Source organism: Phyllobacterium sp. GQ127 (assembly GCF_059758635.1).
The window spans coordinates 454,701-480,151 of sequence record NZ_JCAXDZ010000002.1 but is presented as its reverse complement, the minus strand read 5'-3'; the positions used below and the strand labels follow the sequence as shown (position 1 = coordinate 480,151).

At 53.8% G+C, this 25,451-nt stretch carries 20 protein-coding genes; 8 read left to right on the top strand and 12 right to left on the bottom strand.

Features of this window, described 5'->3' with window-relative positions; all coding sequences use genetic code 11:
* Positions 1-6 precede the first annotated feature (6 nt).
* Positions 7-1,476 carry a Ppx/GppA phosphatase family protein gene (locus AC6CHM_RS10675; RefSeq protein WP_498173120.1) on the bottom strand — a complete coding sequence of 490 codons (1,470 nt, stop codon included), beginning with the start codon at positions 1,474-1,476 and terminating at the stop codon, positions 7-9.
* 157 nt (positions 1,477-1,633) lie between these two features.
* On the bottom strand, positions 1,634-2,560 hold the full coding sequence (locus AC6CHM_RS10670; RefSeq protein WP_336440530.1) for an NAD-dependent epimerase/dehydratase family protein: 927 nt from the start codon (positions 2,558-2,560) through the stop codon (positions 1,634-1,636).
* Positions 2,561-3,321: 761 nt separating this feature from the next.
* Here AC6CHM_RS10670 and AC6CHM_RS10665 point away from each other — a divergent pair.
* From AC6CHM_RS10665 to AC6CHM_RS10640, 6 genes are all read left to right on the top strand, one after another.
* The gene (locus tag AC6CHM_RS10665) at positions 3,322-3,462 is read left to right on the top strand and encodes a hypothetical protein (RefSeq protein WP_307283087.1); all 141 of its coding nucleotides are present in this window, start codon (positions 3,322-3,324) and stop codon (positions 3,460-3,462) included.
* A 126-nt stretch (positions 3,463-3,588) separates the two neighbouring features.
* Positions 3,589-3,786, top strand: a complete 198-nt coding sequence (locus AC6CHM_RS10660) for a hypothetical protein (RefSeq protein ID WP_115055266.1) — start codon at positions 3,589-3,591, stop codon at positions 3,784-3,786.
* A gap of 50 nt (positions 3,787-3,836) precedes the next feature.
* Positions 3,837-4,109, top strand: a complete 273-nt coding sequence (locus AC6CHM_RS10655) for a hypothetical protein (protein WP_115055182.1) — start codon at positions 3,837-3,839, stop codon at positions 4,107-4,109.
* 326 nt (positions 4,110-4,435) lie between these two features.
* Positions 4,436-4,645 (top strand): cold-shock protein, encoded by a 210-nt coding sequence (locus tag AC6CHM_RS10650; RefSeq protein WP_091881096.1) that lies wholly within the window; start codon positions 4,436-4,438, stop codon positions 4,643-4,645.
* 416 nt (positions 4,646-5,061) lie between these two features.
* Positions 5,062-6,318: a D-amino acid dehydrogenase gene (locus AC6CHM_RS10645; RefSeq protein WP_498173116.1), complete on the top strand. Its 1,257-nt coding sequence runs from the start codon at positions 5,062-5,064 to the stop codon at positions 6,316-6,318.
* A 303-nt stretch (positions 6,319-6,621) separates the two neighbouring features.
* Complete coding sequence (locus AC6CHM_RS10640) at positions 6,622-6,810, top strand: RcnB family protein (protein ID WP_498173115.1); 189 nt, start codon at positions 6,622-6,624, stop codon at positions 6,808-6,810.
* Between the two features lie 39 nt (positions 6,811-6,849).
* Here the strand turns inward: AC6CHM_RS10640 and pbpC are convergent, their stop codons facing one another.
* From pbpC to AC6CHM_RS10595, 9 genes are all read right to left on the bottom strand, one after another.
* On the bottom strand, positions 6,850-8,934 hold the full coding sequence (pbpC, locus tag AC6CHM_RS10635) for a penicillin-binding protein 1C (RefSeq protein ID WP_115055185.1): 2,085 nt from the start codon (positions 8,932-8,934) through the stop codon (positions 6,850-6,852).
* Positions 8,934-14,372, bottom strand: coding sequence for an alpha-2-macroglobulin family protein (locus tag AC6CHM_RS10630; RefSeq protein WP_498173113.1), 5,439 nt, complete (start codon positions 14,370-14,372; stop codon positions 8,934-8,936). The genes pbpC and AC6CHM_RS10630 overlap by 1 nt, the downstream gene beginning before the upstream one ends.
* Before the next feature lie 157 nt (positions 14,373-14,529).
* Positions 14,530-16,185 carry an OFA family MFS transporter gene (locus AC6CHM_RS10625; protein WP_498173111.1) on the bottom strand — a complete coding sequence of 552 codons (1,656 nt, stop codon included), beginning with the start codon at positions 16,183-16,185 and terminating at the stop codon, positions 14,530-14,532.
* A gap of 49 nt (positions 16,186-16,234) precedes the next feature.
* A complete protein-coding gene (locus AC6CHM_RS10620) occupies positions 16,235-16,483 on the bottom strand; it encodes a formate dehydrogenase subunit delta (protein WP_115055188.1) in 249 nt (82 codons plus the stop codon).
* Positions 16,476-17,411 (bottom strand): formate dehydrogenase accessory sulfurtransferase FdhD, encoded by a 936-nt coding sequence (gene fdhD, locus AC6CHM_RS10615; RefSeq protein WP_498173107.1) that lies wholly within the window; start codon positions 17,409-17,411, stop codon positions 16,476-16,478. The genes AC6CHM_RS10620 and fdhD overlap by 8 nt, the downstream gene beginning before the upstream one ends.
* Positions 17,412-17,413: 2 nt before the next feature.
* On the bottom strand, positions 17,414-20,290 hold the full coding sequence (gene fdhF / locus AC6CHM_RS10610) for a formate dehydrogenase subunit alpha (protein ID WP_354342428.1): 2,877 nt from the start codon (positions 20,288-20,290) through the stop codon (positions 17,414-17,416).
* Positions 20,291-20,299: 9 nt separating this feature from the next.
* Positions 20,300-21,856, bottom strand: a complete 1,557-nt coding sequence (locus AC6CHM_RS10605; RefSeq protein ID WP_498173105.1) for a formate dehydrogenase beta subunit — start codon at positions 21,854-21,856, stop codon at positions 20,300-20,302.
* Positions 21,853-22,326: a formate dehydrogenase subunit gamma gene (locus AC6CHM_RS10600; protein ID WP_498173103.1), complete on the bottom strand. Its 474-nt coding sequence runs from the start codon at positions 22,324-22,326 to the stop codon at positions 21,853-21,855. Before AC6CHM_RS10600 ends, AC6CHM_RS10605 begins: the two co-directional genes overlap by 4 nt.
* Positions 22,327-22,428: 102 nt before the next feature.
* On the bottom strand, positions 22,429-23,325 hold the full coding sequence (locus AC6CHM_RS10595) for a LysR family transcriptional regulator (RefSeq protein WP_498173102.1): 897 nt from the start codon (positions 23,323-23,325) through the stop codon (positions 22,429-22,431).
* Positions 23,326-23,454: 129 nt separating this feature from the next.
* On the opposite strand from AC6CHM_RS10595, the gene AC6CHM_RS10590 reads away from it, so the two are divergent.
* Positions 23,455-23,793, top strand: coding sequence for a protein tyrosine phosphatase family protein (locus tag AC6CHM_RS10590; RefSeq protein WP_336440539.1), 339 nt, complete (start codon positions 23,455-23,457; stop codon positions 23,791-23,793).
* Positions 23,794-23,798: 5 nt separating this feature from the next.
* Complete coding sequence (tolA, locus tag AC6CHM_RS10585) at positions 23,799-24,233, top strand: cell envelope integrity protein TolA (protein ID WP_498173100.1); 435 nt, start codon at positions 23,799-23,801, stop codon at positions 24,231-24,233.
* A 17-nt stretch (positions 24,234-24,250) separates the two neighbouring features.
* On the opposite strand, the gene AC6CHM_RS10580 is transcribed toward tolA, so the two are convergent.
* Entirely contained in the window at positions 24,251-25,441 is a 1,191-nt protein-coding gene (locus tag AC6CHM_RS10580) for an acyl-CoA dehydrogenase (protein WP_337353648.1), read from the bottom strand.
* Positions 25,442-25,451: the final 10 nt, after the last annotated feature.

The following is a 25,451-nucleotide window of genomic DNA, read 5'->3' as shown; positions in this document are numbered from 1 at the left end:
TCTTGCTTATGCGCTGGGACGAAGCCAGCGATTGCGCCACGCGCCATCGCGCGACATGAGTTCGGTTAAAATACCTTCGCGAAGGCCACGATCCGCAACGCGTAATTTCTGGCTGGGCCACACATTGCGGATGGCATCCAGAATTGCGCAACCGGCAAGTACAAGATCAGCACGATCAGCACCAATGCAAGGATTTGCGACACGCTCGTCAAAACTCCACGACAATAGTCTGCTCGTCATTTCAGTCACATCGTCATTTTGCATCCAGATGCCATCAATACGGCGGCGATCATAGCGCTCCAGTCCGAGATGAATACCGGCCAGCGTCGTTACGGTGCCGGACGTTCCAAGCAAATGGAAATTCTGGCTTTTTACCAGATCGCCAAGCTTGTGACGCTCTGTAAATTCATTGATGAGTTCAGCAACGTGATCGACCATGACCGCGAAATTATCCGTCGTCACGTCGCGGCCGCCAAAGCGCTCCGCCAGTGTTACCACGCCAACCGGCAGCGAGGTCCAGGCTATGATGTGCTCCGCCAACCGGGGTGAGCGACGCTCGGAAACGTCAATCAATGCGATTTCGGAAGATCCGCCACCAATGTCGAACAGGACCACCGCGTCAGTCTCCCGCTCGACCAATGTGCCGCAACCGGAAACAGCGAGCCGGGCTTCAGTCTGGCGATTGATGATTTCGAGATCGAGTCCCGTTTCATCCTTTACCCGCGCCAAAAACTCTTCACCATTTGAAGCTTGTCGGCAGGCTTCGGTTGCAATCAGGCGCGCACGCCGCACATCATGGCTATCAAGCTTGTCCCGGCAAACTTTCAATGCCTCAATGGCACGATTCATTGCGTTCTCGTTCAGCCGGCCTGTGGCGCCAAGCCCTTCGCCCAGACGAACGATGCGGGAAAACGCATCCACGACCCGAAACTGGCCGGGGCGCGTGGGAGAAGCAACGAGCAACCGGCAATTATTCGTACCCAGATCCAGCGCGGCATAGAGCGCGGCTCCTGAGTGCCGGTTGTCTTTACGGACCGCATCTTGAATTACAGGCTGTGCCGCTACCGATGGCTGAACTTGCAAGGTGACCACGCTGGCTTCAGCGCTCTGCACAGGGCCTTTATTGCCTGCGCGCCCACGACGGCGAAAGCGATTTGGCCGTCGCTTTTTAGCTGGTTTGGCGGCTGCGGCCGCTGGACTGACAGCGGCGGGCGCAGATGCAGCCGTCGATACGGCATTCTCCGCCAAAACAGGAGCCTGCTTTGACTTGCCACGCCGTCTGCGGCGCGCACGTTTCTTGGGGTTCGGGTCGAAGCGCCGTTCTTCGGAACCGGAAAGGCTACCCTGTACCTCTTGCACGGGATTACCATGTTGTCCGGACCCGTTCTTGGCAGAATCACTTGCACCATTTGGCACATTGATTCCACCAGACGCCCCATGCGGCGCCAATGAGGCACCCAGTTCGGGGTCTTTCACTCTTTTATCCTTTGAGCACCGCGCGAACCATCGAAGGACGCAAAGCAAGGCGCTTTTCAATTAATGTTGGAGATAATGTAACACGGATTGGCGAATATCCAAGAGACGTTTTACCGCCTAACTGTCGAGAAGGCTCGCATCGCACCTTTTGGCTCGTTCAGCCAGCCAGTTTTTCAATCTCGCCCTCGGTATTTTCTACTGCCTTCCACCCCGTGGATTGCAACAGCATTGAACTGGCAACAAGGTCGCCGTTCAACGTGGCCCAACGATCGCGCTGCCCCGTGATACGTGCCGCAATATCCATGATCCAGACAGGACATGTGAACAATGAGGGGTTTCTTTTGACACCCCGACGCAGGGCGACAAGTATCTGCGCAACTGTGACCGGGCTACTATCGGCGACGATGAAGGTTCCGCCATCGGTTTTTGGTTGATTGAGGCAATGAATTACAGCGTCACAAAGTGACGAACGATGAACAAGAGACCTTTTGCCGGCGAGGGATTTGAATGGAAGCGGGATCGGCAATGCCGCAAGTTTTATCAAAGCCGCCAGATTGCCCTTTACACCGGCACCGTAAACCAGGACTGGCCGCAATATCGTATAGTTTCGCCGGGGCATGAATTTGGCTATGTCGATTTCTGCGTGTCGTTTCGCCCGCCCGTAATCGTCAGTGGGCTGTGGATCATCTGATTCAAGCACGACACCCTGAGCAATATTGGCGCATTGCGCCCTTATTGATGACATGAAAATGAACTTGCCTGTAATGGCTTTATCCGCGGCCTTCGCCAGTCTGGCTGGAAGAACATGGTTTACTGCATTGTATATTTCAGCGCCATTTTCCAGCCTTGTATGCGCAATGGCTGCCAGATGAACCACATGATCGACGCCATCCAGAATAGTCTCGAAAGCGGCGTCGGGCTCATCATGAACTGGCAAACGAACAGTTTTTACTCCGGCAACGACACCCGTTGCTCCGTCTCTCACAGCGGCAACCACCCGATATCCCGATGCCAGCAAAAGCGGAACAAGCTCAGTTCCGACAAAGCCCGTGGCCCCGGTAACAAGAACAGTAGCCGAAGCCATGTGATTCATCCCTTTCAAGAACTCCTATTAAGAGCAAAATAGAACGAGCAATAGAAGTCAGTAATTTTAACTCATGTTCCAATACCTCATCGGAACAAATGATTTTCAATCACGTTGTACGAGGCCAAATATCAAAAGGCAGTGCTTTTGATCCTGAAGATTGACAGATGTTCTGATTGATAATTCGCGCATAAGTTGTATTAGACCATTGTCACAATTTTGAGACGAATCCCATGCTCGATAATGACCAGCAGCCAGTACAATTAACTGGATTATTGTTCTTGGCTGCAATCGCTGTGATATTTTTAATCATTGTATGGCTAATTGGTTCGACTTTTGTTCGGTCTGAAACTCCGCCGGCTCCGCAAAGCTGGAACAAGTCTGGCGTAGTGGGCGTTATCATAGGCTGAACGCTCCGCATCGGGTTAAGCGCATGCTCCCGGCGCGGCTAGGCAGGAGATCGAAAATGTACTCACGAACAGCCAATTTTTGGTTCAATTTTGCAATATTTGCTGTGTTTATTGCACTGCTGCTTATGCTCAATCCGTAATAATATTCCTAAATTGAGCAAATAAGAGCGGCAGGGCTGCCGCAATCAAAAACTGAGCCCGTGACACGCCCGAATTAAACCTCTAAGCTTCTGTATTGTAAATCGTCTTTTGGCCAGGCTTGGCTTTTCGCGGCGTCAGAGGTTTCGGCCGCCAATTCATTCCAAACGACTGATTCCGTGAAGTATCCTGGTATAACCGGTAGGAGGCACCATGGCCAAGGGTCAGCAACGCAGCAACAAAGAAACGCGCAAGCCAAAAAAGGAAAAGGTCGCAGCGAAAGCAGAAGTTCCTTTTAGCTCGATGATGAAAAAGGCAGAGGCAACCACGCCTAAGGGCAAGCCGAAAGCTTGAATCAATATGTGCCGGCCAACATGGCAAACCATGTTCCGGCACGTTCTCATTTTATGGAACAAAAGGAGAACAAAATCCTTTTCAAATATGTTCGGTTGTGGCAGTATTTTTGAAAAGGAGATTCCTATGAACGCCATCTTGAGACAACCAGAGGATGAAATTGATGAAGCTCTCGCTTATCATCAGGGTGATGCAAGGGCGACCGTGGCTGCTCTTTTAGCTGAGCGCGACTTTCTTTTGCGCGAAATCGAATATGCAGCTTTGGCAATGTCATATGGTTTCGCCAGGGGATGGCGGCCGTCCGGTCAAAAGATTGTAAGATAGACTTGGCAGCCGTCGCGTGTCATTATTGTAAGCTAACAATGTGAGACACGATGAAACATAGTCCAAAACAATTGCCCGAAGTCGGTGTGCGCCCGAAGCGGGTGCTCAGCCCCTCAGAGCAGAAAAGTCTGGCTACCACAGCTGCCGCCTCCGCCATCATCAATGATGAGACCAATAAGTGGGAGAGCAAGACAGCTCGGCTAAAAGCGCTTCGTCTTGCGAAAGAAGCTGCCGACGAAGCCGAACTTGCGGCGCAACCGCCAAAAGCAGCGCCTAAATCCAAAGCCAAGGCGAAAGTCTCCCGGGCGACAAAAGCCAAGTAGTTACTGCCTGCCAGAGCACCTGAAGGCCGAGACTGAAGGAGCTATTTGTGATTTTCTGCACGCAGAAATCGAGAAATAGTTTTCAGTTAAAATTCTTATGTGCTAATTGATATATTAGGCTTGGCAAAGTCTTTATATTTATTTCTGGCGGTCCGCATTGACGAAACAGGTGCTTCGCCTTATATGTGTGATATCGGTATTTGGTAGTTAGTTAACAGTTTTATTGCGTCTCAGGCGCTCTGAAAGATCCTTCTTCAAAAATCGAGCTAAAAACTGCATGGCGCGTCGTGCCCTGTATTAAGATATTTCCATTGAAAGGGTTCATCATGAGCACTGGAACAGTAAAGTGGTTCAATTCCACAAAGGGCTTCGGCTTCATTCAACCTGATGACGGTTCGGCAGACGTGTTCGTTCACATCTCCGCAGTTGAGCGCGCTGGTATGCGCAGCCTCAATGACGGTCAGAAGATCAGCTTCGAATTGGTTCGTGACAACAAGTCCGGCAAGATGACTGCTGATCAGCTTCAGGCTGGTTGATTATAATTCGTCTTCGCGGTCTTTGACCACGGATGTACTGGCACTGATAGCAAAGATGAATTTGAGAAGGTCGGGTTTTCCCGGCCTTTTATTTTGCCTGGATTTCTAGCGGCCTTATAGCTACGGTCGGCAGACTTTGTTCAACCGTCATTGCCTCACGCAGAATTTGCGGTCACATCCGCGATGGACAGGTTTATGAACCCAAGCGTCTCGCCAGCTTTGCACCGTGTTGCCCCACTTCAACGCGCTTGACGCCGCAAACTCTGGGCATCCTGGGAAAAGGCTGCATTCTCCATGACATTTCAGCGCAAGCACCAAGAAAACACTGGAAAGACTGCGTTCTAACCCACAAGGTACGATTCGGTTTGACAGCCTGCTTTTCGCGGCTGATGTGTGGTTCGAAGGAGTTCCCATTCATGAAAGTTCTCGTCCTTGGCAGTGGCGTCGTCGGTGTCACGTCGGCCTGGTATCTTGCGCAGGCAGGACATGAAGTTGTGGTGGTGGATCGCCAATCGGGACCCGCACAGGAAACCAGCTTTGCCAATGCCGGAGAAATTTCACCGGGATATTCATCACCTTGGGCAGGTCCCGGTGTCCCGGTAAAAGCCATCAAATGGATGCTGATGCATTTTGGCCCGCTCGTCGTGCGGCCGAAATTCGATCCCTACATGGCGTTATGGCTGGCAAAAATGCTGCGCAACTGCACATCTGCACGCTATGCGCGCAATAAGGCTCGGATGGTGCCTGTTGCAGAATATAGCCGCGATAGTCTCAAGGCGCTTCGCGAAGAAACCGGCATCACCTATGATGAGCGCACGCAAGGGACGCTGCAGCTTTTCCGCACCCAGAGCCAATATGATGGCACCAGCGGTGATATTGATGTTCTGAAGCAGTTTGGCGTGCCTTATAATCTGCTTGACCCAGAAGGCTGCATTGCAGCCGAGCCCGCATTGGCCAATGTGCGCGGAAAGTTTGTCGGCGGCTTGCAATTGCCTGGCGACGAAACGGGTGATTGCCAGATGTTTACCGAAAAGCTGGCGGCGCGTTGTGCCGAAGCGGGTGTGACCTTCCGGTTCAACACGACGATCACGTCCATTAATACGAGCACGAACAAGATCGCCAGTGTTTCGACGGAAACAGAAGAACTGACCGCTGATGCCTATGTGATCGCGTTTGGCAGCTACTCTCCCTTCCTGCTACGTCGCATCGGGGTGCATATTCCCGTCTATCCGGTGAAAGGCTATTCCATTACCGTTCCGATCACCGATCCTGCTGGCGCGCCGGTTTCGACCGTCATGGATGAAAGCTACAAGGTTGCAATCACTCGCCTTGGTGATCGTATTCGCGTCGGCGGCACTGCTGAGATTTCCGGCTATGACCTGACATTGCGCGAAGCACGCCGGGGAACATTGGCTCATTCGGTCGGCGATCTGTTCCCCAAGGGCGGCGATATTTCAAAAGCAAGTTTCTGGACAGGCCTGCGCCCAATGACGCCCGATGGCCCGCCAATCATCGGCGGCGGGACAAAATATTCCAATCTTTATCTCAATACCGGCCATGGGACGCTAGGATGGACCATGGCATGCGGGTCGGGCCGCGTTCTTGCCGATCTGGTATCTGGCAAATCCCCGGATGTCGACCCATCGCCACTTAACATCAGCCGCTACGGCTGATGTTAAGACCACGTTCAATCCGCACTAAGTGCTTTAAAACATTACAAATTGTTTAGGTTCACATTCAGTTTTCGTTCATCTCGCCAGAGATACAACCATTGCGTGTCTGAATAGTCATGGTCTTTCCCAAACCATGCAGCTCACGAGGAAACGAAAATGAAAAAAATCGCTCTGGCAGCAATTGCCATATCACTTCTAGCCACGCCCGCAGCTTTCGCCCAGCAGCGACACGACCAAGGTCGCCATTACGACCAGTAACGCGAACATGTCGTCAAAAAGCGCATCGTTACCAAGAAGGTCGTTGTGAAGAAAACACGCTGGTCGCGCGGTCATGCATTACCGTCAAGCTATCGTCGCAACGTGGTGCGCGACTATCATCGCTATCACCTGCGGACCCCGCCACGTGGTTATCACTGGGTAAGAGCTGACGATAATTACGTGCTGATCGGCATTACATCCGGCATCATTTCGGCGCTGGTTCAAGCCCGATAAACAGAAGACTGAAAAGCGGCGACCTCCAGCGCCGCTTTTTCAGTCTATGAAAACGCGAACAGTAGCCGCCCGCCCCATCGAATCGACAACCGTCAAAGTCGAATATCCTCCACCATCCGGCGTCCATTGATTGACCCGTCTGCGCGACATATCCGGCAAAGGCTTGCCATTGGCCAGCCAACGGAACGGCGCTCTGCCGCCTTGCAGCTTCAATATGAGCGGGTTTATCTGGCCTCCGTGCTTGGCACCAAGATCGACTCGCGCACCTTCCGGTGGATAAATTATCTGCGGCGCGGGTTCCCGTGTTGAAGAGGCGAGAAGCCCGCTTGGCGTCATGGAAAACCGGCGTTGACTTATGGGCAATTCCGCCTGTGCAACTCGCGCTGCTCCAGCCGGTGCACGGGCCAAAGGCGTTATTGCAATGCCGGATTTGGCAAAACCCTCAAACAGGATAGGCGCTGCGGAGGCGAACCCTGTTATGCCCGGGACAGCCCCATTATCCGGCCGCCCTACCCAAACACCAAGTACATAAGCCCCATCAAAGCCCACTGACCAAGCGTCACGATAACCATAGCTTGTACCAGTCTTGTACGCGATGCCACGCTGGCCCGCGCCCAAAGGCGGCATGACGCCGGACAGGATATCGGCAATATGCCAGGCAGCGACAGGTTCAAGCAAAGGCTCACCCTCAATGACCGCGGGCTTTTCCCGGATACCGTCCCCTAACTGTACTGGCCTGCCCTGATTGGCCAGCGCAGCATAGAGCTGGACAAGATCTTTCAACGTCGTACCGACGCCGCCAAGTCCAATTGCTAATCCGGGGGCCTCATTGGCTGGCAGAACCGGACGCACGTCAGCGCGGCGGAAACGAACCATCAAACGCGTTGGCCCAACCACATCGAGCAGACGCACCGCTGGCACATTCAGCGACAATTGCAATGCCTGCCTGACGCTGACATCACCTTGATAGCTCATATCGAAATTGCGCGGCCGATAGCCGAAAAAGTCTGTGGGACGATCTTCAATCATCGTTTCCTGGCTGACCAGACCATCTTCAAAGGCAAGCCCATAAATGAAGGGCTTCAGCGTCGATCCCGGCGAACGATTGATGCGCGTCATATCTATCCAGCCCGAACGGCTGGCATTAAAATAATCGGCGGAACCAACTTCTCCAACGATTTCGCCAGTGCGGGCATCAGCCATCACCATGGCGACAGACAGTTTCGGACCGAGCTTCACAGCTGCATCACGCGCAACAGTTTCCAGTCCCTCCTGAACCTTACGGCGCAGGGTGGTCTGATGACGTTTGACTTGCGGTTCTTTTTTTGCGGCAGCTTCTGCAAGGTGAGCTGCAAGGGCGGGGAGTTGCAGACGGCGGGAGGAGACGGGGATCAAGCCTGCGCGTTCAGCCTCGCCCTCCCCGACAATTTTTTCCACCGCCATGCGTTTGAGAACGCGTTCTCGCGCATTTGTCGCCGCACCAGCATTACGGTCTGGCCTTCGCTTTTCCGGTAATTGCGGCAGGGCAACCAGCAATGCTGCTTCCGAAACGCTCAAGCGACGTGGTTCCTTGCCGAAATAGCTCAAGCTTGCCGCGCGAACGCCTTCAAGATTACCTCCGTAAGGAGCGCGCGTCAGATAGAGATCGAGAATCTGCGATTTGCTTAAGCGGCGCTCGATCTGCAACGCCCGCACGACTTGCTGAAACTTTGCCGTAAGCGACCGGCCTTCACGAGGCTCGATAAGCCGGGCAACCTGCATTGATAAGGTAGACGCACCAGAGACGATGCGTCCATTGGTGACCAGCTGGAAGGCAGCCCGTCCCAAGGCCAGAGGATCAACGCCCCGATGGTCCATGAAGCGCTGATCCTCATAGGCAATCAGCATGCGCACAAATTGCGGGTCAACATCCTTGGTCTTTGTACCCAGTCGCCACCGGCCTTCAGTAGTTGCAAAGGCACGCAACAACTGGCCATCCGCGTCAACCACTTCAGTTGAGACCTCGCGCGCTTTTTCAAGAGGCGGCGGGAACGCATGATCCGCCGCGTCGAGTCCAAAGGCCAACAGGGTCGCCAATACAAGATTGGCAGAAACGCCGATGCAGAATGTCCGCCACGTAAGCATTATTGTGCTTCGACGACCTCCATGCGGCCAGAGGCAGTGCGGGCAGAAAATTGCGGGCGATACATGTCTTCGACGCTAGCGGCAGGATGGCTGTAATTGCCCGGTGTGACGGCGCGAACAACGTAAGCAAGCGTAATTTCGCTATTATCGCTGGCGACCCGATCAAACGCAGCAACGAAACGATCACTACGGAACTCCGTGTGAGCCGCCTCGACCTCACCTATCCAGTCAAAATTGGTCAAGCTGGCACTATTGACCAAGCCGGGATTGTCGATCTCAAAACCAGCGGGCAACAGATCCGTAACCAGAACACGCGAGGGCCATCTATTGTTCTCTGTTATCTTCAAAACAACGACATAGCGCTCATTCTGCTTGGCCTCTGTGACGTTGGCCTCGCTACCATCAAGCGTGTAATAGGTGCGTTCAATATTAAACCCATCACCGCCCGCCGGCAGGGGCTGCGACGGTGCAGCAACCGTAGTGACAACTGCGGAAAGCGGAGCGGAGCTGGTGTTCGTAACTGTCACGGGCGACGCAATCAGTTCTTCGCCTGTAAGCTGCGACGCATAACTACCTGCATGGGCTACACCGTTAATATCGAGCTTCAGATCGCTGTCTCCGTCTTGAATTGCACGCGCAGCAAGGAGCATCCATGTCTGTTCCTGGGTGCTGGTGTACCGAGCGCTTTCCCATTGTTCAGCAACGATTTTTGACAGTTGCGGAATGATAGCCGGAACCGGGCGGCTCTCGGCTGCCAGAGCAAGAACGGCAGCGCCATCACGCAAGGATGAACCATAATCGGAGCGCACCAGGCTGACATTGCTCAACAACGATGTCTTACCGACAATATCGGTGAAAATGCTTTGCGAGCGCTGACCATCGCCATAAAGCGAAAGCGCAGCAGCTATGTGTGCTTTTGCAAGGGGCGTCGGAAACTCCGAAAGCATCGTATCGGCATAGTAGCGAAGATCGCTGATTGCGGCCTTGCGATTGCGGGCCAATACGTAGAGCGCATAGGCTATTTCATTTCCTTGATCCTTGACATTCACGTCATAGCTCAACGAATTCTGGAGATTATCCAGCGCCTGAACCAACGCCTGTTCCGGCACGTCATATTTCTGTTCGCGTGCTCGTGTCAGGAAATCCGTGACATAGGCATCGAGCCAAAGATCGCCCGAACCTGGGCTCCACAGGCCGAAACTGCCGGACGAAGACTGATAGGCAAGCACGCGGTATATGGCTTCCTGAACGCGTTTTTGAACATCGCCATCATCAGCTATACCCGATTTCTTTGCCAGTTCGCTCATATATAGCAAAGGCAAGGCGCGGCTGGTGGTCTGTTCGGCGCAGCCATAAGGGTAGCGATCAAGCGTCATCAGCAGAGCAGGAATGTCGAACGCCGTTGATCGTGTAACGTTGAGGCTAACCGAAGCGCCCTGCAGGATACTCCCGGCAAGCAATTCACTGTCCACTTTGACACTGGCATTGGGTGCAAGCTTGATTGGCTTGCGCACAGTCATCGGCAATGTTGCTGGACGAACCGGAAGATTCAGCGTTTGTTCAAGCGACATGCCGGCGGTATTTGACAGTTTCACCGAGACAACGCCATCGCCGGGATGAACGCCAACAAGCGGCAAGGTAAGGTCGAATTTGCCGCCAGCGGTCAGGTTGATCGCCTGCGATACGCCGGGCTGCTCTACCTCGACGGCAGGATTGCCGGTGACCTGCACCTGATATTCACCAGCAGGCGCGTCGGTATTGGCTATATCAAGCCGCAAGGATGCTTTGTCGCCAGGCGTCAGGAATTTTGGCAGGCTTGCTGTCACTACCACCGGGTCACGGATAATCACGTCAGAGGTGGCATGCCCAACGCCGGATTTGGACCAGGCGACAGCCATGACCCGCGCCGTGCCATTGAACTGCGGGATATCAAAACTGACGTTCGCCTTACCTTCCGCATCAAGCTTTATGGGCCCGGAGAAGAATGCGACGAGCTTTTCAGTTGGAGGATTACCCTGCATCGGCATTTGAGCGCCGTCGCCGCCGGTACGCAGTTTCCCTGTTGCGCCCTGCGAACTATCAATCAGACGCCCATAGAGATCGCGGATTTCGAGCCCAAGCTGACGCTGGCCAAAATACCAGTTATCAGGATCAGGAGCCTCGTAACGAGTCAGATTAAGAATTCCGACATCCACTGCAGCCACGGAAACAAATGCGTTCTCATTTGCGCCAGCGCCTGCAACCTGCAATGCGATGTTGAGTGGTTGGCGTGGCTCGGTTTTTTCCGGAGCTTCAAGCTTGACTGCCAGCTTGCGATCGCCGGGATTCACATTCAGCCACTTAATACCGATGGCTCGCATGGGCATATGCGTTTCCTGTGCATCGCCCGGACGGAACAACGTGGCCGTGACATAGGCTCCTGCACCCCAATCGGCGGTGACAGGAATATCAACTTCGCCGCCTTCCGCACCAATGCTGGCTCTGGTCGTTGCCAGCAGGCTTTCAGCGCCGACTGTCACCAGCAATTCGCCCGCGAAACGCGAGGAAACTTTCAGCTTGGCGGTATCACCAGGCGCATATTGCTCCTTGTCCAGCGCAATTTCGAGGCCGTCAGGTGTTTCCGTCGATGCGGCTTCAACATAGTAACCAGCGTCGAATTCGACGCTTGATGTGGGACCATCCGCAGCGGCTGTTTCCACTTCCAACCGGAAACGTCCCCATGTCACGGGAACTGAAATCGCCCCGCCATCCGTGGTGGCATCAACTGTGCCATTGGCAACCTGCTTGGTCGACAAAATAGGCTCGTACTTCCACGAGCTGCCGTCGCGATACCACTGATAGTTCCGCTCGACGCTCAGCAGCTTCCATGACAAACCTTGCATGGCCTGCTTCTGCCCATTTGCATCAAGCGCTATGACGTTAAACTTGCCAACGGAATTCTCGCTGAGATCGCCGGAAAACTCCGGCTTGATCCCAATCATCGAGCTTTCGGATTTGACTGGCAGCGTCAATGAACGCTCAACAGCGCGTCCGCCTGCTTCCTTCAATCGTACAACAACATTTGCATTCAATAATTGTGTTGTCGAAGGAGCATCGGCAATGGTCACGTCAAACGTCGCCTTGCCGTTTTCGTCCAATGCTTCGGCAGCTTCGATCGGCACGGTTATTGGTTCACTTGCCTGTTCGTCGGCCAACCCGAAGAAGTAACCTTTGAAATCCTCTCTTTCGCGCGTGGGCTTAAGAATGACCTCGCCTTCCGCAAACAAACCCGCAGCGGGAGCGCCGTATAGATAGCGCCCGTCAATAATGACAGATGCGGGCTGGCCGATCTCCAATGATTTGGCGTCGCTTGTCAGATCGAACTCGATACGGTCGGGCACGAAATCCTCGACCATGAATTGCTTTTCCGCAATTGAAGACCGCTTTGGGTCGGTGAATATCTGCATCGTCCACGTGCCGCGCATGGCATTGGCCTGCAAAGCCAGATCCAGCGTGTGGCCGCCCAAATTCTCTCCATCACTAACCATTCGGCGGTCTTCTACGCCATCTGGACGCTTGAATACGAAAGTGAGTGGCAGTTTCTCGATAGCATTTGCAGCGTTGTCACGCGCGAGAGCCGAAACGTGGACCGTTTCACCTGCCCTGTAGATGCCACGCTCGGTCCAAGCCAGAATATCGATAGCGCCAGGAGCCGCGCGGCCCGTAACACCGCGATCCGAAAGGTCGAAACCGGCTCGGGTCATGTCCAGAAAGACATAATCGGCATCACCGTTGCGGGCGGTGATCACGGCGGGAACCATGGCTGCAGTGCCGCGCATTAGCCCCGCACTGAACGTTGCACGACCATCCGTATCGGTTGTCGCTGTACCAAGGATTTCGTTGTTCTTGGCGAGCAGTTGCAATTCAACGCCGATAAGCGGCTGGGCACTGGCAAGCGAGCGCACAAATACGTTCAGACCATCAGTACCTGTATATGTCGACAAACCAATATCTGAAACGACGAACCATTGGGTTGCCAGCGCTGCCCAATCATCCTGCTTTGCTTCAGGTGATACGGCAGTTAGCACATAAACGCCGGGCTTGCGCTGCGGCAAGGCCTCATCGACAGGGAAGCTGGTGACAACGTCCTTGTTCAAATCGGTCTGAATATCAATCGTGCCTTCCCAAATGGCTTCACCCGCCTCGTCCTGCAGTCTTTGAGCGCTGTAACCTTCCAATTGCGTAAGGAATTGCGAACTCGTCAGCAAAGGCGCAATACCGCGATCGCCGATGCGGTAGAGTTTCAGCTTGGCGCTGCTGGTATTGACAGACACAATAGGAATGCCGCGACGGGCCGTGCTGGGCAAAACGAAACTGTCACCCGTAAACCGAACCATGGCTGTGCGGTCCTTGACGTAAATATCAAGGTCGACTTGCCGCTCCAAAGATTCACCCACCGATGAAGGAAGACCGGCACGCAACGCGAGCTTGTAGCGCTCACCATGCGTCAGACCTTCGGCGCAGATTTCACTACCCTTGGCTTCAACGCTTTTGGCCGGCACGCCGTTCAGTGTGACGAAGGGCGTGTAATCCGTCCCCATTTTTACCAATGGTTCTGAGAACTGAACGCAGGCACGTGCTGTCGCACTGTCAGCATCAATCGTGTGATTGACCACGCGGAAGCCCTGACGCGCCTGCAGATCATTGAGTGCTGCCCGAACTGTCTTTGCTTCAACCAGTTCCAAGCTTGCCTTATAGGCATTGATTGCCGCCCGGTAATTTTGCGCAATCTCCAGGGACGTTCCCAAGACGGAAAGGTCTTCTGCGCGGCTTTGTGTGGTGCGTGACAATTGATAGGCATTAAAAGCAGCTAACGCAGACTGACCACCCCTGTAGCGATCGCCTCCAACATTTCCAGCTTTTGCAAGCTCCAGCCATATGTCTTCATTGCCGGGTGCGAGCGACAAAGCTGCTATATAGTTCTCGAGGGAGGTAGGAACTGCGCTGTTTCTTGCAAGCTCGATAAGCTTGTCAAAACCCATCGCTTTTTGAGCATCGGTTGCCGACAGATTGGCTTTGATCTCACGTGCATCGGTGATGAACTGCTCCGAAACAAACTGCACTTTAGGAGCGGCGCCAATATCCGGTTCGACTGAGGTCTCCACGACCTTTCCGGCAAAGACACCCGGGAAGCTCTTGAGCTCCTTGAAGTCTGATTTCAGGAAGCACCACTTTACCTTGGGATTGTAGGTGAAGGCTTTACACGCCTGATCTGCAAGACAGACGGTTTCGCATTGATCCAGCGTAACATCTTCTTCCGTGCGCAGATCAAACCCGAAATAATCGCTGTCCTTCGTAGTGACGATATCGCGGTTAATCTCCGCGGCCCCCACGGGTAAGATGGAGGTAAAAAATGTGAGGAGAAGAGCAAGAAGCCCAAACCTTGCGCGCACAGACATATCGTCCTCCCAACGCCACTACTGATCCTGATGTTGGGCACTCTTTAAACTTCGTCGTGACTTGTCAACAGACCATGCAACTTACGGCTGAAATCTATGACATTGTTACAGTAAAAAGGTCCCGAAGGGCCTTTTTACTTCGAGCTGGAGCAATTGCTCACTGGAAGAGAATGATGGCCTGTTTGATGGTAACCCAAACACCCCACAAGATCGGGATACCAACAGCTGCCCAGGCAATTGCCGCCTTTGCGTCGAGACCGCCATGACCTATGCCGAATGATCCGCTTGTGCCCGCTTCCACGACCTTTGTCTTGGCCTGTAGCGCAGCAACTTCTGCATCCGACATGAACCATTTGTCTGCCAATGGCCGCACGAACAGATTAGCTACCAAACCGAGCGCCAACATGCCAGCCAGGATATACATTGTTCGATCATAGACCTGATCACGCGGGACACCCGCACTGATCTGGAATTCACGGATGTAATTGACCACGACGGGTCCCACGATACCGGCAGTCGCCCAAGCGGTCAGCAAGCGGCCATGAATAGCTCCCACAAACTGCGTTCCAAATATATCGGCGAGATAGGCCGGTATAGTAGCAAAGCCACCGCCATACATCGACAAGATCACGCAGAAAATAGCAACAAACAGCGCCTGGCTACCCATATGTGCTGCGGTTGGTGCCAAGGCATACAGCGCTATGCCCAGCGCAAAGAAGGTGTAGTAGGTTGCCTTACGGCCGAGACGGTCGGAAAGTGACGCCCAGAAGAAGCGCCCGCCAATGTTGAACAGTGAAAGCAAACCGGTAAAACCAGCCGCAATAGCTGCGACCGCAGTTTTTTGCGATGCGTCCAGTTGCGTAAAACTGACATCGGGAAAGCCAATCAGCTTGCCTGCAAATATCTCCTGAAGCATTGGCGAAGCCATGCCGATCACGCCGATGCCAGCCGATACGTTGAGGCATAGTACGGCCCAAATGAGCCAGAATTGCTTGGTCTTGTGCGCATCCCGCAAATGGACGTGACGCGTGGTAATCATGGCCTTGCCGTTAACGGGCGGGGTCCAGCCCTCCGGGCGCCAATTTGCAGGTGGGATACGATAGCCAAATGCGCCGCACATCATGAAGATAAAATAGCCGGCAGCCATGACAAGCAAAGTCTGCCAAACGCCAACAGATTCCGGTGTCTTGAAGTAATTCATCAGAAGATTGGCCAGTGGCGCTCCGATCATCGCACCGCCACCAAAGCCCATGATCGCCATGCCTGTTGCCATGCCGCGTCGATCCGGAAACCATTTGATCAAGGTCGACACCGGAGAAATATAGCCAAGCCCAAGGCCGATACCGCCGATAACGCCTGCGCCAAGCCACATCAGCCACAATTGATGTGTCATGATGCCGATGGCTGCTATGACCATGCCGCCGCACCAGCAGAGGGCTGAAACAAGACCCGCCTTGCGAGGGCCTGCGCGCTCCAGCCAACCGCCCCAAATTGCTGCGGAACAGCCTAGGAGCACAAAGAACAGCGTGTATATCCAGCCGAGATCGCTGACACGCCAGTCACAACTGGTCGTAAAGAGAGCCGTTACAAGGTTGAGATCAGCACAGGCGACGGATTGTTCAATCCCGATCGAGCGGGACAATGGCAGCCAGAAAACACTGAATCCATAGGCCATGCCGATACATAAATGAATTGCCAAAGCGGCTGGCGGGACGAGCCATCGATTGAAACCCGCCTTGGCGACAATGCGCTCGCGGTCGAGAATTCCAGCGGTTCCTACCGAACCTCCTGCTGTTTGGTCAATTGCAGACATACAATGCCCCTCCCAAGGTTTGCATTAGAAAACAAGCGATTAAGTTGGATCAGGCCGAAACGGTGCCCGGCTTGCGTATCTGCTTTGCAGCTTCAAGGACCAAGGGATCCAGACCGTTGTCCGGCTGTTCCAGTATGTCGAAAAGCTGCTGGCGCATGCGCGGTTCCCAGAAGTGGTTGATATGCTCGGCAACACCCGCCGCTGCCTCATCCATCGGTTGAGAGTGAAAGAAGGTTGCAATCTGATTGGCCATATAGACCAGTTTTTCCGCCGTGGTTTTATGGCTTTCACTATCCATATTGCACCAATCTAACAGTTGGACTTTGTATAAGAGTCGAGGCAGCAGGATCGGGATTGAGATGCGGCCGCTGCGGCTTTTCATCTGTGTCGGAGCCGATTTGCGCTGCGGCGACCGGGATACGTTCCGGGCGCGTAAACACATCAAATTCATCGCCGCGAACCAAGGCAACGAGCGTTAGTCCGGCGGCATGGGCCGTGCGAATAGCAAGCGCTGTCGGGGCAGAAACCGCAATCAATACTGAAGCACCAATGATCGCTACCTTCTGGACCATTTCAATGGAAACCCGGCTGGTTATCACAATAGCACCGCTGCTGCCTTCAATGCGCGAGCGGCACAGATTGCCAGCCAATTTGTCGAGCGCATTGTGTCTTCCGACATCTTCACGCGCCGCTACAATGCCTTTTCCCGGTTGATAGAAACCAGCGGCATGAACAGCTCCCGTTTCCTTGTGAAGAGGCTGTATTTCTGAAAGCAGTCTTACTGCTTGCGCAATGTCATCTGGTGCCAGTTCCAATTTCACCTTGTCGACGGAGGAGACCGGTTTCAATGCCTGCTCGATTGATTCAATTCCGCAAAGACCGCAACCAACGGGCCCCGCCATGCGGCGGCGGCGATCACTCAAATCCTGCCCTGCCTCGCCTGCAAGCCTGATCTGGATATCAATGCCTTCAGCATGGTCTTCAATGTTGATTTCATCGATCTGTTCAAGCCGCGAGATAATGCCTTCGGAAAGACTGAAACCAACGGCAAAATCTTCCATGTCAGAAGGGGTTGCCATCATGACCGCATGGGTCGTGCCGTTATAGCTGAAGGCGACCGGTGTCTCTTCCGGCACGGCACGGTCGCCGCTGGCATAGCTGGCGACTGCGCCATTCAAGCGGCGAGTGATCCGCGGTACGAGTTGGCGTGCGGGGCGCTGTTCCACGTTTATTCTGCCGCGTCGAGTATTTTGATCCGGCGACTTTGGCGGGCCTGTTCATCATATTGAACCTGCCAATCGCTTGGTCCGTTGGACGCACCGACCTGAACCGCAGTAACCTTATACTCCGGACAGTTTGTTGCCCAGTCGGAGAAGTCGGTCGTGATCACATTTGCCTGCGTCGTGGGATGGTGGAAGGTCGTGTAGACCACGCCGGGCGAGACACGATCCGTAATAAGCGCGCGCAAGGTGGTTTCGCCGGACCGGCTGCTGATCTTCACCCAATCGCCATCACGGATGCCGCGATTTTCCGCATCATGCGCATGAATTTCCAATCGGTCCTCTTCATGCCACATGACATTGTCTGTGCGGCGTGTTTGTGCGCCGACATTGTATTGCGACAGAATACGGCCCGTGGTGAGCAAAAGCGGGAAACGCGGTCCCGTCCGCTCATCAGTGGCAACATATTCCGTGCGGATAAACTTGCCCTTGCCCCGTGCAAAGCCATCAATGTGCATGATTGGCGTACCAAGAGGGGCCTTTTCATTGCACGGCCACTGAACCGAACCTTCTTTTTCAAGCAGCTCATAACTGACACCAGCAAAACTGGGTGTGGTCATGGCAATTTCATCCATGACCTGTGACGGATGGGTATAGTTCCAATTGAGGCCCATCGCTTTGGCAAGATTTTGTGTAACTTCCCAATCCGCATAGCCATTGAGCGGGCTCATCACTTTACGCACCCGGTTAATCCGGCGCTCGGCATTGGTAAAAGTGCCGTCCTTTTCGAGGAATGTAGAACCCGGCAGAAACACATGGGCGTAGTTTGCGGTTTCGTTCAAAAACAGGTCATGGACGACTACACATTCCATTGCTTCCAGACCGGCAGCAACATGTTTCGTATCGGGATCTGACTGCAGGATGTCTTCACCCTGAATGTAAATGCCCTTGAACGTGCCGTCGACGGCGGCATCCAGCATGTTTGGAATGCGCAAGCCCGGCTCGTCCTGAATTTTGACGCCCCACAGCTTGTCAAAAATATCTCGTGTCGATTCATCGGAAACATGGCGGTAGCCGGGAAGTTCATGCGGGAACGAACCCATGTCGCAGGAACCCTGCACATTATTCTGACCGCGCAGCGGATTAACGCCGACGCCCTTGCGGCCGATATTACCGGTTGCCATTGCCAGATTGGCGATGGCCATGACCGTAGTAGAACCTTGGCTATGTTCTGTTACGCCAAGGCCGTAATAGATGGCTCCATTGCCACCAGTGGCGAACAGGCGTGCTGCTTCGCGCAGGGTTTGCGGGTTCACACCTGTCAGTTCTTCAATGGCTTCCGGGCTATGTTCCGGGCTAGAGACGAAAGCGGCCCAATCCTGGAACTCTTCCCAATCGCAACGCTCGCGAATGAACTTTTCGTCGAAAAGACCCTCTGTAACAACCACATGAGCCAGCGATGTGACCACAGCGACATTCGTGCCCGGGCGCAGTTGCAGATGTTGGGCTGCAGAGACGTGGGGAGAGCGCACCAGATCAATCCGGCGTGGATCGACGACGATGAGTTTTGCGCCCTTGCGCAAACGCTTCTTCAGACGCGAGGCGAAGACAGGATGACCATCGGTCGGATTTGCACCAATGACCATAACGACATCCGTATGCTCAACGCTGTCGAAATCCTGCGTACCGGCAGATGTACCAAAGGTTGTCTTGAGACCATAGCCGGTTGGCGAATGGCAGACACGGGCGCAGGTATCGACATTATTGTTGCCGAAACCGGCGCGGACCAACTTTTGTACGAGGTATGTTTCTTCATTGGTGCAGCGGGACGAAGTGATGCCGCCAACGGAATTGCGCCCATATTGATATTGCAGACGGCGGAATTCATTAGCGACGTACTTATATGCCTCGTCCCAGCTCACTTCGCGCCAAGGATCTGTAATTTTCTCGCGGATCATTGGGTTGAGAATGCGATCCTTGTGTGTGGAATAACCATAGGCAAAGCGGCCTTTGACGCAGGAGTGACCACGATTGGCTTTGCCATCCTTGTAGGGAACCATGCGAACAAGTTCCTCACCACGCATTTCTGCCTTGAACGAGCAGCCAACGCCACAATAGGCGCAGGTCGTGACTTTGGAGTGCTCGGGTTGTCCTATCTGGATGACCGATTTTTCCGTCAGTGTCGCGGTAGGGCATGCCTGCACGCAGGCACCGCAGGAAACACATTCACTATCCAGAAATTTTTCGTGCATGCCCGGAGAAACGCGACTGGAAAAACCACGGCCCTCAATCGTCAGTGCAAATGTGCCCTGCACTTCTTCACAGGCACGGACACAGCGCGAACAAACGATGCATTTCGCCGGATCATAGGTGAAATAGGGGTTGCTTTCATCCTTAGGCATCCAGCGATCATTGGCGACGCCCTCTGCCTTGGTGAAAACATGGTTGTCGCCTTCGTAACCATAGCGAACATCGCGCAACCCCACCGCACCTGCCATATCCTGCAACTCACAATCGCCATTGGCAGCGCAAGTCAGGCAATCGAGCGGATGATCGGAGATATAAAGCTCCATCACGCCTTTGCGGATATCCTTCAGGCGCTTGGTCTGCGTATGGACCACCAGACCTTCCATTGCAGGCGTGGTGCAGGAAGCCGGAGTACCGTTGCGGCCTTCGATTTCAATCAGGCAAAGACGGCAGGAACCAAATGCATCAACCATATCGGTGGCGCAGAGTTTCGGCACCTGAATGCCTGCTTCCATCGCAGCACGCATCAGGGAAGTTCCTTCGGGAACCGTCACCTCATTGCCGTCGATGGTAAGCGTGACCATCTTCTCCGAAAGGGAAGCTGGCGTGCCGTAGTCGATCTCGTGAACCAGTGACATGGTGAACTCCTATTCCGCCGCAACGGCAACGGGGGCCGGGCGAAAATCTTCAGGAAAATGATTAAGAGCGCTCATAACGGGATAAGGCGTGAAACCGCCCAAGGCACAGAGCGAGCCGAATTTCATCGTATTGCAAAGATCAGTGAGAACCGCGATTTGCTTTTCCGGCTCGATATTGGCTGAAATGCGATCCACAACCTCAACGCCGCGGGTAGAACCGATACGGCATGGCGTACACTTGCCGCAGGATTCCACAGCGCAGAATTCCATGGCAAAGCGTGCCTGTTTCAGCATATCGACACTGTCGTCAAAGACGACCAATCCGGCGTGACCGATAAGACCGTCCTTGGCTGCAAAGGCTTCGTAGTCAAACGGCGTGTCGAAAAGCGAACGTGGGAAATAAGCACCCAGTGGACCGCCGACCTGCACCGCTTTTACCGGACGGCCCGTGGCAGTGCCGCCGCCAATATCATCCACGATCTCACCAAGAGTAAGACCAAAGGCAGCCTCAAACAGACCGGCATATTTGACGTTGCCAGCTATTTGCAGCGGAATGGTGCCACGTGAGCGGCCCATGCCGAAATCTTTGTAGAACGCCGCACCCCTGTCCATGATGACAGGCACCGAGGCTAAGGAAATCACATTATTGATGACGGTAGGTTTGCCAAACAGGCCCTTATGCGCGGGAAGCGGTGGCTTGGCGCGTACGATACCGCGACGCCCTTCAAGACTTTCAAGCAAAGCCGTTTCTTCGCCGCAGACATAGGCCCCGGCGCCGACGCGAACCTCGATATCGAAAGCATATGACGAACCGAGCACAGAGGCTCCCAGTACTCCAGCCTTCCGCGCAACTTCGATGGCTTCATTCATTACTGCAACGGCATGCGGATATTCAGAACGAATGTAGATGTAGCCCTTGGTCGCCTCAACAGCGATGCCGGCAATCGCCATGCCCTCGATGAGAACAAAGGGATCGCCTTCCATGATCATACGATCAGCAAAAGTGCCGCTATCGCCCTCATCCGCATTGCAGACAATATATTTTTGCGGTGCCAAAGTATCGAGCACCGTTTTCCATTTGATGCCGGTCGGAAAGCCAGCACCTCCGCGTCCCCGCAATCCGGATTCGGTTACCTGAGCCACGATCTCGGCCCGCGATAAGGTCAGAGTGTTCTGCAGCCCCTTCAAGCCATCATGGGCGCGATAATCATCAAGCGAGACTGGATCAGTGATGCCACAACGCGCAAATGTCAGGCGTGTCTGTTTGGACAAGAACGGGAGATGCTCTGTAAGACCAAGCCAAAGCGGATGCACCCTGCCCTCGGCCAACCCGCCATCGAGCAAGGCTGCAACGTCAGAGGCCTTGACCGGCCCATAGGCTACACGGCCGGCGGGCGTTTCGACCTCGACCATCGGCTCAAGCCAGTACATGCCACGCGATCCATTGCGTATGATTTTTGCATCCAGCTTGCGTGCGGTGATTTCGTTTTCGAGCGTCTTTGCGACTTTTTCAGCACCGAGTGCCAAGGCACCGGAATCACGCGGGACATAGAAGGTGATGCTCATAGTCGCACCTCCGCAGCAATTTCATCGAGGCGCTCAGCGTCCAGGCGACCAATAACTTCGCCATCCAGCATCGCGGCAGGCGCACAGGCGCACAGGCCAAGGCAGTAAACCGGTTCGAGCGTTACCGCGCCATCTGTCGTGGTGCCATGCCAGTCAATGCCAAGCAATTGGCGCGCGCGATCCGCCAATGCATCGCTGCCCATTGATTGACAGGCTTCAGCCCGGCAAAGCTTCAGGACATGTCGGCCAGCTGGATGATCGCGATAATCATGATAAAATGAAAATACGCCGTGAACTTCGGCACGGGAAATATTGAGGGCATGTGCGATCAAAGGAAGCGTTTCCTGTGGCACATAACCAAACTCACCCTGCAACTCGTGCAAGATGGGCAATAGCGGCCCTTCTTTGCCCTTGAATTGATCGATAATGCCTATCGCTCTAGCTGCGATATTGGTACTTGCGCTCTGCATTTTGTGCAGCGCCCTCCCTAATTTCTCCTCGTGACTTAGAACAGATCAAAAAACTGATATATAATCAATATCATTGTCTCGTTGAACGATAGAATACTTCTATCAAAAAACTTCCATTGTGAGTGCCAAAGCGCGTGCCTCATGAAGGAGGGCTGATACAAGCGGCGTGTGAGGCTCCCGATCTGCCGTGACCAAACCCACCAAATGACGCGCATCCGGCTCCACAATCGGAATGGACCGGATTGGCTCGGCAAAACCCAAGGTCTCAGAGAGGTTAAGCGGCATGATGCTAACCCATTTTCCGGTGCGGATATGGGAAAAGAGGACAATCATCGAATTGGATTCGAGTGTCGGGTGAACCTCCACGCCAGCATCCTGCAAGTGCTTGTTGATAAGCCGGCGGTTCTGCATATCTTTCGTAAGCAAACATAGCGGCAGTTGACCCACCTCGGCCCATGTGACGGACGTCCTGTCCGAATAGGTATTGCCCGCTGCAGTAATCAATTGATAGCGCTCGGAATAAAGCGGGACCGAGGTCACACGCCCGAGAGGTTCATTATCAAGATAACTAATACCGGCATCGATCTCGAAATTACTGAGCAGCGTCAAGACTTCCAATGATGTTCGCGACGTAATGGAAAAGGTGACATGGGGGTGCTTCTCTCTGAAAGGCGTGGTGAGCTTGGACACCATGGCCAATGCGGTTGGAATGGCGGCAATCTTCAGGTGTCCGGCCAGTCCAAAATGCGCTGCGCGGATTTCTTCACGCATTGTTTTCGTGTCGCCAACAATTCGCCGCGCCCATTCGAGCACGCGCTGACCCTCGGATGTCAAACCATTGAACCGCGAGCCGCGCTGAACAAGAACAGCGCCCAGCGTATTTTCAAGCTGACGAATTGCTGCTGAAAGCGTCGGCTGTGTCACACCGCATTCTTCCGCAGCGCGGCCAAAATGCTTATGGCGAGCCAATGCGATAAAAAATTCCAACTTGTCGATCATCCAGACTCTCCTCCACAAAGACTCTAGAGCAAATGAGCAAGCCTTCTAATGCTGGGCCGCTTTGGTCTGGCAAAGAGTTTTGTTTGATGTATGTTGCGCTCAACATCCACGATTTCCAAGGACATGAAAATGGATATTCGTCAGATTGACGATCGCTACGCCGTGACGGGTCAGATTTCACCAGACGACGTTCGCGATATCGTTGCCGCTGGCTACGGCGCGCTCATCTGCAATCGGCCGGATGGCGAGTCACCAGACCAGCCAGATTTTGCAGAGATCGCCAAAGTCGCAGAAAAGGCCGGTATTCCCGTTTATTACGTGCCGATTATAGCCGGACAGCTAACGCAAGATGATGTCGATGCTATGGCTTCCGCGCTTGAACAAGCTGAAGGCCCGGTTCTCGCCTATTGTCGCTCAGGCGCCCGCTCAACCAATATTTACGGGATTGTGCAACAGCAGAAGGGTTAGAGTTGGTGCGCCTGTTCGGCACGCTGACTGTGGTCTTCTTTATGACGCTGCCCGTTGTTGCTGGCAGCGCACAGGAGAAACCATTTTCTGCCGACAATATAGATAATATGCTGGAAAACAGCGCTCCAATGCCGTTGGCGAGCGGCACTGTCGAAGATCGGTTGAAGCAAGAGATTCAGGCGTGCTGGGTTCAGCCCATCTTCAAGCGGGGCGATACTCTGCCAGAAATAAAGGTAGCTGTTAGCGTCGGGAAAGACGGGACGCTACTCAAAGACCCCAAAGTTTTGAAGACCGGAAAGGGCACCATAGGCAAACAGCTTGCTCTAAGCGCCGTGCGCGCCATCAAGCGCTGCGCACCCTTCAAAACGGTAAAAGCTAATCCCGGTTCTTATGAAAACCTTCGAACGATTATACTCAACTTTCAGCCGTCTTCGCTGTAATTGCCGGTTTTCACTGACTAGAAAAACGCCTGAATGCCGGTCTGTGCACGACCCAGAATGAGAGCATGCACATCGTGCGTACCTTCATAAGTATTCACCGTTTCGAGATTTTGCGAGTGCCGCATGACATGATAGCCGATCTGGATTCCATTGCCGCCATGCATATCGCGAGCCATGCGCGCGATGTCCAAAGCCTTGCCGCAATTATTGCGTTTAACCAGGCTGATCATTTCCGGCGCCATGCGGTCCTCGTCCATGAGACGGCCAACGCGCAATGAAGCCTGCAAACCAAGCGCAATTTCGGTTTGCATATCGGCAAACTTCTTCTGGAAAAGCTGTGTTGCAGCCAGTGGACGACCGAACTGCTTGCGGTCGAGGCCATATTGTACCGTGCGCTGCCAACAATCTTCAGCGGCGCCCATGACACCCCAGGAAATACCATAGCGTGCGCGATTAAGGCATCCGAATGGACCTTTCAGACCAGCCACATTCGGCAGCAACTGTTCTTCTCCAACAATAACGCCATCCATGACAATCTCGCCGGTGATCGAAGCGCGAAGGGAAAGCTTGCCGTCAATCTTTGGTGCGGAAAGCCCCTTCATGCCTTTCTCCAGCACGAATCCCTTGATCTGGCCGTCATGCGCGTCGGACTTGGCCCAAACTACAAAAACGTCGGCAATAGGGGAATTTGAAATCCACATCTTCGAGCCGGAAATACTATAGCCATCCGCAACTTTGGTCGCACGGGTCTTCATACCCGCCGGGTCGGAGCCTGCATCCGGTTCTGTCAATCCAAAGCAACCAATCCATTCACCGGACGCCAATCTCGGCAGATATTTCTTGCGCTGTTCTTCCGAACCATAGGCATAAATAGGATACATGACCAAGGAGGACTGCACGCTCATCATCGACCGATAACCACTGTCCACACGCTCCACCTCGCGGGCAACAAGTCCGTAGGCAACATATGACGCACCTGCCGTGCCATATTCCTCCGGCAAAGTGACCCCGAGCAATCCTGATTGTCCCATAAGGCGGAATAATTCAGGATCAGTCTTTTCCTGGATATAGGCTTCCTCGATTCGCGGCTGAAGTTCGCTTTGGGCAAAGCTACGCGCGCTGTCGCGAATCATCCTTTCGTCTTCTGTCAGTTGGTCTTCCAACAAAAAAGGATCCGTCCAGACAAAGGATGGCTTGGAGTTTGCCATAGGTATTCTC

What these genes read in the sequence shown, in the direction of transcription:
- AC6CHM_RS10670 (WP_336440530.1), bottom strand. Translation starts at nt 2,560, where the DNA reads ATGGCTTCGGCTACTGTTCTTGTTACCGGGGCCACGGGCTTTGTCGGA.
- AC6CHM_RS10665 (WP_307283087.1), top strand. Translation starts at nt 3,322, where the DNA reads ATGGCCAAGGGTCAGCAACGCAGCAACAAAGAAACGCGCAAGCCAAAA.
- AC6CHM_RS10660 (WP_115055266.1), top strand. Translation starts at nt 3,589, where the DNA reads ATGAACGCCATCTTGAGACAACCAGAGGATGAAATTGATGAAGCTCTC.
- AC6CHM_RS10655 (WP_115055182.1), top strand. Translation starts at nt 3,837, where the DNA reads ATGAAACATAGTCCAAAACAATTGCCCGAAGTCGGTGTGCGCCCGAAG.
- AC6CHM_RS10650 (WP_091881096.1), top strand. Translation starts at nt 4,436, where the DNA reads ATGAGCACTGGAACAGTAAAGTGGTTCAATTCCACAAAGGGCTTCGGC.
- AC6CHM_RS10645 (WP_498173116.1), top strand. Translation starts at nt 5,062, where the DNA reads ATGAAAGTTCTCGTCCTTGGCAGTGGCGTCGTCGGTGTCACGTCGGCC.
- pbpC (WP_115055185.1), bottom strand. Translation starts at nt 8,934, where the DNA reads ATGCTTACGTGGCGGACATTCTGCATCGGCGTTTCTGCCAATCTTGTA.
- AC6CHM_RS10630 (WP_498173113.1), bottom strand. Translation starts at nt 14,372, where the DNA reads ATGTCTGTGCGCGCAAGGTTTGGGCTTCTTGCTCTTCTCCTCACATTT.
- AC6CHM_RS10625 (WP_498173111.1), bottom strand. Translation starts at nt 16,185, where the DNA reads ATGTCTGCAATTGACCAAACAGCAGGAGGTTCGGTAGGAACCGCTGGA.
- AC6CHM_RS10620 (WP_115055188.1), bottom strand. Translation starts at nt 16,483, where the DNA reads ATGGATAGTGAAAGCCATAAAACCACGGCGGAAAAACTGGTCTATATG.
- fdhF (WP_354342428.1), bottom strand. Translation starts at nt 20,290, where the DNA reads ATGTCACTGGTTCACGAGATCGACTACGGCACGCCAGCTTCCCTTTCG.
- AC6CHM_RS10605 (WP_498173105.1), bottom strand. Translation starts at nt 21,856, where the DNA reads ATGAGCATCACCTTCTATGTCCCGCGTGATTCCGGTGCCTTGGCACTC.
- AC6CHM_RS10600 (WP_498173103.1), bottom strand. Translation starts at nt 22,326, where the DNA reads ATGCAGAGCGCAAGTACCAATATCGCAGCTAGAGCGATAGGCATTATC.
- AC6CHM_RS10595 (WP_498173102.1), bottom strand. Translation starts at nt 23,325, where the DNA reads ATGATCGACAAGTTGGAATTTTTTATCGCATTGGCTCGCCATAAGCAT.
- AC6CHM_RS10590 (WP_336440539.1), top strand. Translation starts at nt 23,455, where the DNA reads ATGGATATTCGTCAGATTGACGATCGCTACGCCGTGACGGGTCAGATT.
- AC6CHM_RS10580 (WP_337353648.1), bottom strand. Translation starts at nt 25,441, where the DNA reads ATGGCAAACTCCAAGCCATCCTTTGTCTGGACGGATCCTTTTTTGTTG.